The sequence below is a fragment of the Nocardia sp. NPDC003345 genome (assembly GCF_053589395.1).
The window spans coordinates 1-10758 of sequence record NZ_JBSFRU010000227.1 but is presented as its reverse complement, the minus strand read 5'-3'; the positions used below and the strand labels follow the sequence as shown (position 1 = coordinate 10758).

Annotated in this window: 11 protein-coding genes and 1 pseudogene; all 12 read right to left on the bottom strand. The window is 69.5% G+C overall.

From position 1 onward, the window contains the following. Positions 1–150 (bottom strand): SDR family NAD(P)-dependent oxidoreductase (locus tag ACWDU1_RS22330; RefSeq protein ID WP_450001177.1); only part of this gene is annotated, 150 nt, incomplete at its 3' end. 50 nt (positions 151–200) lie between these two features. Next, positions 201–941, bottom strand: coding sequence for an SDR family oxidoreductase (locus ACWDU1_RS22325; protein WP_450001175.1), 741 nt, complete (start codon positions 939–941; stop codon positions 201–203). Beyond that, positions 938–1768: an alpha/beta fold hydrolase gene (locus ACWDU1_RS22320; protein WP_450001173.1), complete on the bottom strand. Its 831-nt coding sequence runs from the start codon at positions 1766–1768 to the stop codon at positions 938–940. The genes ACWDU1_RS22325 and ACWDU1_RS22320 overlap by 4 nt, the downstream gene beginning before the upstream one ends. Then, on the bottom strand, positions 1765–2748 hold the full coding sequence (locus ACWDU1_RS22315) for a VOC family protein (RefSeq protein ID WP_450001171.1): 984 nt from the start codon (positions 2746–2748) through the stop codon (positions 1765–1767). The genes ACWDU1_RS22320 and ACWDU1_RS22315 overlap by 4 nt, the downstream gene beginning before the upstream one ends. Before the next feature lie 27 nt (positions 2749–2775). Then, positions 2776–3732, bottom strand: a complete 957-nt coding sequence (locus tag ACWDU1_RS22310; protein WP_450001169.1) for a PDR/VanB family oxidoreductase — start codon at positions 3730–3732, stop codon at positions 2776–2778. Between the two features lie 33 nt (positions 3733–3765). Then, positions 3766–4284, bottom strand: a complete 519-nt coding sequence (locus ACWDU1_RS22305) for a cupin domain-containing protein (RefSeq protein WP_450001168.1) — start codon at positions 4282–4284, stop codon at positions 3766–3768. A gap of 43 nt (positions 4285–4327) precedes the next feature. Next, on the bottom strand, positions 4328–4669 hold the full coding sequence (locus ACWDU1_RS22300; RefSeq protein WP_450001167.1) for a RidA family protein: 342 nt from the start codon (positions 4667–4669) through the stop codon (positions 4328–4330). A gap of 12 nt (positions 4670–4681) precedes the next feature. Beyond that, positions 4682–6271: an aldehyde dehydrogenase gene (locus ACWDU1_RS22295; protein ID WP_450001165.1), complete on the bottom strand. Its 1590-nt coding sequence runs from the start codon at positions 6269–6271 to the stop codon at positions 4682–4684. 172 nt (positions 6272–6443) lie between these two features. Further along, the gene (locus ACWDU1_RS22290; RefSeq protein WP_450001163.1) at positions 6444–7280 is read right to left on the bottom strand and encodes an aspartate dehydrogenase domain-containing protein; all 837 of its coding nucleotides are present in this window, start codon (positions 7278–7280) and stop codon (positions 6444–6446) included. After that, entirely contained in the window at positions 7277–9694 is a 2418-nt protein-coding gene (locus tag ACWDU1_RS22285; RefSeq protein WP_450001162.1) for a xanthine dehydrogenase family protein molybdopterin-binding subunit, read from the bottom strand. The genes ACWDU1_RS22290 and ACWDU1_RS22285 overlap by 4 nt, the downstream gene beginning before the upstream one ends. Then, positions 9691–10239, bottom strand: a complete 549-nt coding sequence (locus tag ACWDU1_RS22280; protein WP_450001160.1) for a (2Fe-2S)-binding protein — start codon at positions 10237–10239, stop codon at positions 9691–9693. The genes ACWDU1_RS22285 and ACWDU1_RS22280 overlap by 4 nt, the downstream gene beginning before the upstream one ends. Position 10240: 1 nt before the next feature. Continuing rightward, positions 10241–10758, bottom strand: a pseudogene (locus ACWDU1_RS22275) (FAD binding domain-containing protein); the annotation flags it as partial.

Genomic DNA, 10758 nt, shown 5'->3' with positions numbered 1-10758 from the left:
AGAATCGATCGCGGTACGCAACCGGTCCAGATCGCGGGCGCAGGCGGCGATCCGGGCACCCTCGGCGAGCAGCATCCGCGTTGTCGCCAGGCCCACGCCGGAACTCGCGCCGGTGACGATCACGGTGCGGTCGATGAGCTGCAGATCCATCGGGTCGGTCTCCTTGGTGGGGGAAGTTTCGGAAAAGCCGGGCGGTGCGGTCAGTGCATGACGAATCCGCCGTCGACCACCAAGGTCTGGCCCGTCAGGTAACTCGCCGCGTCCGAGAGCAGGAACTGCACCGTGCCCGCCACATCGTCCGGGGTCTGTGCACGGTCGAGCACCTGGTTGTCGGCGTAGAGCCGGTACCGTGACGCCGGTACCGTGGCCGTCGCCTCGACCCGGGTGAGGCCCGGCGCGACCGCGTTGACCCGCAGTCCGTGCGGGCCGCCGTCCCGGGCCATCGTGCGGGTCATCGCCATGACCGCGCCCTTGGAGCCGACGTAATGCACCAGGCGCGGCGAGCCGTACAGCGCGGCGTCGGAGGCGATGTTCACGATCGCCCCCGCGCCACCGGAGATCAGCTGGGCGAACAGATGCTTGCTGACCAGCCAGGTACCGAAGGTGTTGACGGTCATCACCTTCTGGAAGAACCCCTCATCGAGTTCCCAGAACGCGTCACCGCCGACACCGTCGGCCAGGGCGGCATTGTTGACCAGCGCGTCCGCGCCGCCCAGATCCTGTACGGCGGCCGCCAGCGCCACCACCGAATCGCGGTCGGCGATATCGGTGACCACCGCGGTCGCGTCGTATCCTTTGGCCCGCAGTTCGTTCTGTGCCCGTTCCGCGAGTTCGGCGCGCATCTCCGCGATAACGATCCGGTCGCCCGCGGCGGCCAGTCGTTCGGCGATCGCGAAACCCAGTCCGCGGCCCGCGCCGGTGACGACGGTCAGTCTGCTCATTCGTTCAGGCCCTTCCAGAACCGCAGGATGTGGTCGGCGATATCCGCCGGCTTCTCCTGTACCGCCGCATGACCGGCGGCCGGGATCAGCCCGAAGCGGGCACCGGGAATGCGATCGGCGAGCAGCCGGGATTCGTCGACGCCGGTGACGATGTCATCGGCACCGACCAGCACCAGCGTCGGCGCGGTTACCGTCGCCAGGTCCGGCCCGGTATCGGTGCGGGCCATGAACTCGGCGGCGGCGCCGTAGCCGGACAGGCGCACGCGCGCCATCTCCGACTCCACCGCGCGGGCGACCTCGCCGTCACAGGCGGGCGAGACCAGACGCGGGGCCCGGGCCGCCGCGAACCCGGCGCTGCCGAGGTCACGCAGTTCGGCCACCCGGGCCCGCATCGCGCGCGCTCGTTCCGGGGTCACCGCGGAACCACGCGTGCTGTCGGCGAGCACCAGGGACCGGACGGCGGCGGGATTCGATACCGCGACGGCGGTCGCGATCACTCCACCCCAGGAGGTGCCGGCCAGATGTACCGGCTCGCCGCCGAGTTCGGCGAGCAGTTCGGACACCGCCGCGCCGTGGTCGTAGAAATCGTCCGATCCGGCCGCGATACGGGTGGGGTCGGCGGATTGCCCGTAACCCGGCGCGTCCCAGCAGTAGGTCCGGTAGCCCGCCGCGCTCAGCAGCTCCGCCAGGGCACCGAAGGTCGCGGCGCTGCCGCCGATACCGTGCAGGAGCAGCACCGGCTCACCCGCGCCGCGGACCTCGAGCGAGATGCCCCGGGCCGACACCCATCGGGTGGGCCGGTATCCGGACTCGGCGACGGCGGTCACGACCGGGTACCCCGGGAATCGCCGCCGCCGTAGAAATAATCGTCGATACCCGGGGTGACCCGGCCACGGTGGCCGAGATCGGGTACCCCGGCCATCGCGGCCCGGACCGTGGTCGTCGGCGGGCCCGCGGTACCCCACTGGTCGGAGAGCTCGGGCGTGCGCTTCCAGGTCCGGCACAACCACCGGTCCTCGTCGATCTGGGCCACCTCGGAGGTGTATTCGCACACCAGCCCGGCCGGATCGGTGAAATAGGAGAAGGTGTTGTCACCCGGGCCGTGCCGGCCGGGACCCCATTGCGGGGCGATACCGCTGCGTTTGAGGCTGCCGAGCCCGCGCATGAAGTGGTCGAGGCTCTCCATCTCGTAGGCGACATGGTTGATGGACGGGAAATCGGCCTGGTTCAGCGCGATCACATGATGGTCGGCGTTGCAGCGCAGGAACGTCATCTGATGTTCGGACCAGTCGGAGATCCGCATCCCCAGGACCTGGGTGTAGAAGTCCGCGGTCCGATCGATATCGCTGGTGTTGAGAACGATATGGGCCAATTTGCGGGGAATCGCGCGGCGCCCGGCCGGTTCCTGCGCCGAGACGGCGAAGGTATCGGCGGACAGTTCGAGGCAGCGTCCCTCCGGGTCCACCAGTTGCAGGCCGTAACCGCCGCCCGCGTCGTCGAGCCGGCCCGGTTCCCGCAGCAGCGGGATACCCAGCTTCTGCAGGGCGCGGGCCGCGTCGTCGACTTCGCGCGGAGTGCCCAGCGCGAACGAGATCCGGTCCAGTGCGTTACCGGCACCGGCACCGAGTTGCAGGACGTGATGTTCGCTGCCGGTGGCCCGCAGCCAGAAGGTGTCACCGTCCTCGTCCACCGTGCTCAGGCCCCATGCCTCGTGATAGAAGTCGCGGGAGCGAACCGGATCGGGCACCGTGACGGATACCGACCGCAACGCCCTGAGGTTGCAGACCGGGGTTCCGGAGAATCGCATTGATCGGCCTTTCTTTCGTGGAGCCGGTTACAGGTCGAGGACGAGTTCGGCCGAGCGGCAGCGGGAAACGCAGACGAACATGGTGCCGCCGGTTTCCTGTTCCTCCGGGGAGAGCAGGAAGTCACGGTGTTCGATATCGCCTTTGACGACGCCGACCTCGCAGGTTCCGCAGATCCCCTCGGTGCACGAACTCTCCACCGGCACCCCGGCGTTCTGCAGCGCGCTCAACACCGACACCTCGGGAGCGACCGGGATCCGCCGGCCGCTCCCGGCGAGGATCACATCGAAGGCGGTGTCCGCGCCGGTGGTGGCGACCGGTTCGGGCGCCTTGAATCGCTCGATGCGCAACTGTCCCGGGTCCGGCAGCGCGTCCCGAACCGCGGTCATCAGCGATTCCGGGCCACAGCAGTAGGCCACGGCGCCGGCCTCGACGCCGGCGAGCAACCCGGCGAGATCGGGATACCGGCCCGCTGCCTCGTCGTCCGCGTGGATCGTCACACGGTCGGCGGGCAGCGCGCCGATCTCGTCGAGGAACGCCAGTGTCGACCGGGATCGTCCGGTGTAGAGCAGCGTCCAGTCCGCCCCGTCGCGGTGCAGGTCCCGCACCATCGACAGGATCGGGGTGATCCCGATACCGCCCGCGACCAGGATGTGGCGGGCCGCGGTCTCGAGCGCGAAGTTGCGGCGCGGCCCCTCGACCTCGAGCAGCCCGCCGACCTGCAGGGTGTCGTGCACCCAGGCGCTACCGCCCCGCGAATCCGGGGTGCGCAGTACCGCCACGGTGTACCGCGACCGGTCCGCGGGGTCCGAGCACAGCGAATACTCGCGGACGAGACCGTTGGGCAGATGCAGGGCGAGATGCGCGCCCGGTTCCCAGGTGGGCAGCTCGGCGCCGGCCGGGTCGGTCAGCGTCACGCTGACGACGCCGTCGGCCTCCCAGGTCTTCTGCTGGACGCGCAGCGTCCGCCTCGTCGGTTCGTCCATCGGTCTCTCCTCGGCCTTCGTCGGCGCCTCGAATCAGCGGGTGACGCCGTACATTTCGGAGCTGGGCGGGTAGGTGGGCAGCTGCGGCTTGGGGGTCCCGATGATCACGCAGAACAGCGCGTCGGCATCGGAGACATTGGCGAGGCTGCGCGGCACACCGGCCGGGACCCGGATCAGGTCGCGGTAGCCGAGGGTGCGCACGGCCTTCTTCGTGCCGTCCTCGACATCGTGGACGGCGACCTCGATTTCGCCTTCCAGTACGTAGAAGACCTCTTCGACGTCGTGGTGGGTGTGCTCGGGCCCGACCGCGCCCGCGGGCAGCCGCATATTGGAGAACGTGAAGTGGTCGGCCTGGATGATCTTGTTGTCGGTGTCGTGGTTACCCGTCGCGCCCGAGCCGATGTAGCGGATCTGCGCCCGCTTGAAGCGGTCGCCGCCCTTGGCCGCCTGGAACCCGAGGGTGTCCCAGTCCTCGTAGCGCGTACCCGCGCTCGCGATGCAGGAGTCGATCAGGGCGTCGAGATCGACGCCGGTCTTTTCGGTGCTGGACATGATGTGCCTTCCTCTGTGGGTGATCACTCGTGGGGGTGCGGGGTCAGCCGCGGTGTGCGATGGCCTCGATCTCGACCGTCGCGCCATAGGGCAGGGCCGCGACCTCGACGAACGACCGCGCGGGCCGCGGTTCGGCGAACACCGCCTCGTAATGCCGGTTCGCCTCCTCCCGCAGGGCGACGTCGGTGACGAAATAGGTCGTCTTCACGACGTGGTCGAGCGTCATCTCGATCGTCGAGAGTCGTTCGCTGAGCCGGGCCATCGCGGCCTCGAGGGCCTCGCGGCGGCCGGACACGGCGACGCCGTTCTCGTCCACCGACAGGGCGCCGGAGACGAATCCGAAGCCCGCGATACCGAAGGCGGGACTGTAGGGGTGAGCGCTCATGGTGCGTCCTTCTCACAGACCTGCCCAGGGCAGCGGCTGCCCGGACATGTCGAGGTAGATGCTCTTCTGGTTCATATAGGAGCGGATACCGTCGCGGCCCTTCTCGGTGCCGATACCGCTGTCCTTCAGGCCGCTGAAGGGCGTGGAGATACTGAACTGCTTATAGGTGTTGATCCACACCGTCCCGGCCTGCACCGCACGGGCGATACGCCAGGCACGCCGGTAGTCGGCGGTCCAGATCCCGCACGCGAGCCCGAACACGGTGTCGTTGGCCTGTTCGACGAGATCGGTCTCGTCCTCGAACGGCAGCACGACGGCGACCGGCCCGAAGACCTCCTCCTGGCAGATGATCGCGCTGTTCGCGACGCCGGTGAGAACGGTGGGCAGGTAGTAGGCGCCGTCGGCGAGCGCGGGGTCCGCCGGGACGGCGCCACCGCACAGCACCGTGGCGCCCGCCCGCACGGCGTGGTCGACCATCGCCGCGACACCGTCCCGGTGGTCGCGGGTGATCATGGGTGCCACCTGGGTTTTCGGATCGGTGCCCGGCCCCACGCGCAGCGCGGCGGTCGCCGCGACCAGACGGCCGACGAACTCCTCGTAGATCGCGCGCTGCACGAAGACGCGGGATCCCGCGATACAACTCTGTCCCGACGACGAGAAGATCCCGAACAGCACCCCGGCGAGCGCCTGCTCCAGGTCGGCGTCGCCGAAGACGACGGTGGGCGATTTTCCGCCGAGTTCCAGCGTGACGGGCATGAGCTTGTCCGCGGCGATATGCGCCAGCGCGCGACCGGTCGCGGTACCACCGGTGAAGGAGATCTTGGCGATTCCCGGATGCCGCGCCAGCGCGTCGCCGACGGTCCGGCCCGGGCCGGGCAGAACCGACAGCAGACCGGGCGGCAGCCCCGCCTCTTCGGCCAGCCGGGCCAGCAGCAGTGTCACCCACGGCGCCCACACCGGCGGTTTGGCGACCACCGCGTTACCCGCGGCCAGAGCCGGCGCGATCTTCTGCGCGTCGGAGGCGATCGGCGAATTCCACGGCGTGATCGCACCGATCACGCCCATGGGTTCGTAGGTCGCCAGGGTGACGAAGGGGCCGCGGGCGGGTGTGATCGCCGCTTCCATCGTTTCCAGCGCGGCGGCCATGAACCGGAAGGTTCCGGCGGCGCTGCGGGCGAGGGCGGCGGTCTCGGTGAGAGTTTTTCCGGTGTCGACGGTTTGCAGTGCGGCGATGCGGCCGGTATTCGCCTCGATCGCGTTGCCGATGCGGTGCAGGACCGCGGCCCGCTCGTGCGGGAGCAGTTCGGCCCAGCCGGAAGCGGCCGCGGCGCGGGCGCCGCCCTCGACCGCCCGGTCGACGTCGGTTTCGACGGCACCGTGCAGGTGGGCGAACACCCGCCCGGTCGCCGGGTCGACCGATTCGATCAGCGAACCCGATCCACGCATCCACCGGCCGGCGACGAAGATCTCGTCGGTCGTATCAGGAACCGGCAGTTCCTGGGCCCCTTCGGGGTGCACCGCACCGGCCGGCACGGTCACCGCGGCGGATCCGGCGGTCTCCCCCTGCGGCGTACGCGTGGTGGTGCTGCTCTGTAAGTCCATCGGAGTCTTCATCCGTTCCTCTGTCGCAGCACTGTCCGGGGCCGTTCGAGCTCCGAATCCCTCCGGTAAAAGAGTCTGAGCTAAAAGATACTTACCGTCAAGATGTCTGCGTTAACTTGTCGTCACCGGGCCGGTCCGGGCCCTGCTCAACGCCGGCGTACCAGCGAGCCGGTCAGGCTATGAGATTCGGATATCCGGTCAGGTGGGCCAGCGTCCGCAGAATCGAATACGGCACCACCGCACTGGTGCGCGGATTATCCGCGCTCGGCAGATTCTCGATCTTGATCGAATATCTGCCGATCGGACCCGAGGCCTCTATCTCGTGACAGGTCATCTCCGCGGCCGGATCGGCATACAGTTCCACCGACACCGTCCGCCAATCGTTCACCGCGAAGCTCACCGCGGCGGCCACATTGAGCGATTTCGGGAACAACCGCGCCGCTTCGGCCGGACTGCCCGCGAACACCCGCATCCGCGCCCCGGCAGTCGCTATCCGCTCCCGCTCCGCCCGGTCCATCCACGGCTGCACCAGGGACGCCGGGGATTTCGTCGACCGGACGAGCACGCGTTCGAACGGTGCCGCGTCGCGCGCGGCGGCGAGCAGGTCCAGGCCGCCGACCGCACCGTGGGTGCACACCACCCGCCCGGGCCCACGGCCGGCGATCCGCTCGGCGAATCCGGGGTCCGACAGCGCCCCGACCGAGGACACCAGCAGGTCACGCCCCGCGTCCACGACCTGCTGGGCGACCTCCCAGACGGCCTCCTGGGACGCGCATTCGACCACCACATCCGCGATATCCAGCGCCTCCGCCAGTGAGAGCCGGGGCACCGGCAGCGCGGCGACGGGTGACCGGTTGACGATTCCGGCGAGCTCGGCGCCGGGCACATCGCCCCGGAGCAGCCGGTCGGCCACCACCGCCCCGATACTCCCGTAACCGAGCTCGCAGACCCGGGCCGGAGCGCGGCCGGAGTCGCGGGCTCGTCGTATACCACTGGGCGCCATCGTCATCGCCGCTCCCCCACCGCTCGGGCGGCGAGCGCCTCGTAGACCCGTTGCGGCGTCAACGGCAGCTCCGTCAGCTGAACGCCCACCGCGTCGGCGACGGCCTGGGCGATGGCACTGGCCACGGGCAGCATGCCGCCCTCCCCCATTCCCTTGCTGCCGAACGGCCCGGCACCGTGCCCCTGCTCCTGGGTGATCGAGACGAACCGCTCCGGGATGTCCTCGGCGAGTGGCACCCGGTACAGCAGCGCCTCCGCGTTGAGCAGGCCGCCGTCGGCGTCGTAGCGCATCTCCTCGAACAGCGCCTGCCCGAGCCCGAACACCGCAGCCCCCTCGTCCTGACCGCGACACGCGATCTTGTTGATCACCTTGCCGGCATCACCGCTCACCGCGAGCTGCAGTACGGTGATCCGGCCGGTTTCGGGGTCGACCTCCACTTCCGCCGCGGCCCAGCCGATCTCCCAGAACACGCACGGCGCCTCGAGCGGCGCCCGGTGGTCGTTGCGCGCCTTGTAGAACCCGTCGGCGGAGAATTCGAAGCCGGTGTTGCCGAAGACCTCCATGATCATCGGGAACAGATCGTGCACCCGCCCGTCGGGCGTATGCACATGCCAGTCCACCAGCGCGAGACCGGCCGGGTCGGCGGCGAGTTGCGCACCGGCCCAGTCGAGTACCTGCGCGCGCAGCTTCTCGGCCGCCGCGCGCACCGCCTGGCCCATCACCGCGACTCCGGAGGACGCGTTGGTGCCCTGGTCGAACGGGGTGTTGTCGGTATCGATCCGCGCGTAGGCCACCCGGGCCGGGTCGCAGCGCAGCACCTCCGCGACCAGCTGCGCCATCGCCGAATGCCCGCCCTGGCCCATTTCGGTGAGCGCGCAGTTGAGCAGGACATCGCCGCGGGTGGTGACCTTGACCCGCGCCATCGCCGGTTTGTTGATACCGCCGCCGTCCTTCACACCGACCGAGACACCCATGCCCCGGTTCCCGGTGCGGTCCCGGCCGTGGTAGCCGATGGCATCGGCCACCAGCCGCATGCCCTCCGCCAGATCGGAGTCGATCCCGGATTCGCCCGGTACGAACTCCTCCCCCAGCACCTTGAGATTCTTCAGCCGCAGCTCGTAGGGGTCGAGTCCGAGACGGTCCGCGATCAGGTCGACCTGCCGCTCACTGGCCCAGGTCGCCTGGGTGCCACCGAATCCGCGATAGGCACCGGCCGGGACAGTGTTGGTGGTGACCACCTTGCAGACCGAATCGATATGGTCCCACCGGTAGGCGCCCGGCATCCGGTAACCGGCCTTCTCCGCGACCGCGGGACTGTGCTCGGCATACGCGCCGCCGTTGAGCAGCACCGTGGACTGCCGCGCCACGAACGTCCCGTCGGCGCGGACGCCCGATTTCACGACCAGTGTCGCCGCGTGCTGGGAGACGGTGAGGAACACCTCCTCGGTCGTCATACAGAACCGGACGGCCCGCCCCCCGCTGAGCTGCGAGAGCCGGATCGCCACCGGATCGGCCTTGGGTCCGTTCTTCGCGCCGAACCCGCCGCCGAGCAGCGGCACATGAACGCGAATCCGGTTCTCCGGCAGCCCGAAGACACGCGACAGCTCTTTGCGGAGATTGAACGGTGACTGGGTCGACGTCCACACCTCGATCTCCTCGGCCGTCGCCTCGGCGACGGTCACGAAGGGTTCGAGGTGCATATGATTCATGCGCGAGAACCGGAAGGTGTCCTCGAAGATATGGTCGCAGCCGTCCCATGCCCCGGGCGATCCGGTGCGGTAACGGAATTCGTAGCTCACATTCGGTTCGCTGCGCAGCGACGCCGACGCGCCCTGCCCGTACTTCGGGATCACTCCGAACGGCTCGTCCGGATGGATGACCGGGGCCGATTCGGCGAGCGCCTCGTCCACGGTGAACACCGCGGGCAGCACCTCGTAGTCGACCCGGATCAGGTCCAATGCCGCCAGGGCGGTGCGCTCGTCGACGGCGGCGACGGCCGCCACCACGTCACCGACGTATCGGACGATACCGGTGGCGACCACGGGCTGGTCCTTGACCATGGTCCCGTAGCACTGCAGACCGTCGATCTCGTCCTGGGTCACGATCGCGGTGACACCCGTCAGTGCCCGCGCCGCGGCGGTGTCGATGGACCGGATCCGCGCATGCGCGTGCGGGCTGCGCAGCACTTTCGCATGCAGCATGCCGGGGCGCACGATATCGGCTCCGTAGACCGCCCGGCCGGTGACCTTCGCGGTCGCGTCGGCACGGGGCCGGTCACGCCCGGTCACCCGGTGCCCGGCCGGCGCCGTCGGCAATGGGGTGATCCGGTATCCGCCGACGGCCGCCCGGTCGTCGACCACGTGCGTATGCGCCTCGAACCGCGGGGATCGCGGCAGCGACGGATCCGATACCGTCGTCATTCCCGGTCCCCGTCCTCGGCGGCGGCCAGTTCGGCGGCACGTTCGACGGATTCCATGATCATCTCGTAGCCGGTGCACCGGCAGGTGTTCGAGCTGATCCATTCCCGGATCGTGCCGCGGTCGGGCCGGGATTCGCGGCGTAACAGCCCGGTCGTCAGCATCAGCATCCCCGAGGTGCAGAAACCGCATTGGTAGCCGCCGCATTCGGCGAATGCGCGCTGTTGCGGCGAGAGGGTGCCGTCCGCGCCCGCCAGGCCCTCGACGGTTTCCACATCGGCGCCGTCGACCGCGAACGCGAAGGTCGAGCACGACGCGACCGGGACATTGTCGACGAGAACCGTGCAGGCGCCGCAGACGCCGCGCTCACACGAACGCCGCACGCCCACGCAGCCGAACTTCTCGCGCAGCACATCGAGCAGGACCGCGCTGGAATCGACGGGGCAGATACGTTTCTCGCCGTTCAGGGCGAACTCTATCGAGGTGGCCGTGACGCCGGCGGGCTGGTCCGCGGCGGCCGTCACTCGGCCGGTCCCGGGGTCGGGCATGCTATCGATCCTCACGATGGTCGGCGGCCGCCTCGCTCAGCAACCGGCGGGTCAGCACGGTGACGAGGTGCCTGCGGTATTCGGCGGACCCGGTGTAATCGGCGATATCGTCCGGAAGCTGCGCGGCCAGCGACGCGGCCGTGGACGCCGCGTCGATACCGGCCACCGTGGCCGAACCGGTATCGGCGTGCAGCGCGACGGCCCGGCGGTACTCCGATCCGGCCACGGCCCGGACGGACAGGGTGCCACCGGCGCGGCGGCGGATCGCGAGTGCGACCGTCGTCGTCGGGCGCATCGACCGCTCGTATCCGAACCAGACGAGATCTGTCGTGGGCACCGCGATCCCGGTGAGCAGCCCGGCCGGCTCGCCGGTCCAGAGGTCACCGATATCGTGGGTCCGGCCGTCCAACCACCTCGTCCGGGCCTCGAGCGCGTCGAGCAGCAGCGGCATCTCGTAGCGGAAACGCCGGGCCATCAGATTCCCGCCGATCGTGCCGGTATAGCGGATCCGCACCGTGG

Bases quoted from the DNA above. Each gene is read 5' to 3' on its own strand.
- ACWDU1_RS22290 (WP_450001163.1), bottom strand. From the start codon at position 7,280: ATGACGATGGCGCCCAGTGGTATACGACGAGCCCGCGACTCCGGCCGC.
- ACWDU1_RS22285 (WP_450001162.1), bottom strand. From the start codon at position 9,694: ATGACGACGGTATCGGATCCGTCGCTGCCGCGATCCCCGCGGTTCGAG.
- ACWDU1_RS22310 (WP_450001169.1), bottom strand. From the start codon at position 3,732: ATGGACGAACCGACGAGGCGGACGCTGCGCGTCCAGCAGAAGACCTGG.
- ACWDU1_RS22315 (WP_450001171.1), bottom strand. From the start codon at position 2,748: ATGCGATTCTCCGGAACCCCGGTCTGCAACCTCAGGGCGTTGCGGTCG.
- ACWDU1_RS22300 (WP_450001167.1), bottom strand. From the start codon at position 4,669: ATGAGCGCTCACCCCTACAGTCCCGCCTTCGGTATCGCGGGCTTCGGA.
- ACWDU1_RS22325 (WP_450001175.1), bottom strand. From the start codon at position 941: ATGAGCAGACTGACCGTCGTCACCGGCGCGGGCCGCGGACTGGGTTTC.
- ACWDU1_RS22295 (WP_450001165.1), bottom strand. From the start codon at position 6,271: ATGGACTTACAGAGCAGCACCACCACGCGTACGCCGCAGGGGGAGACC.
- ACWDU1_RS22305 (WP_450001168.1), bottom strand. From the start codon at position 4,284: ATGTCCAGCACCGAAAAGACCGGCGTCGATCTCGACGCCCTGATCGAC.
- ACWDU1_RS22280 (WP_450001160.1), bottom strand. From the start codon at position 10,239: ATGCCCGACCCCGGGACCGGCCGAGTGACGGCCGCCGCGGACCAGCCC.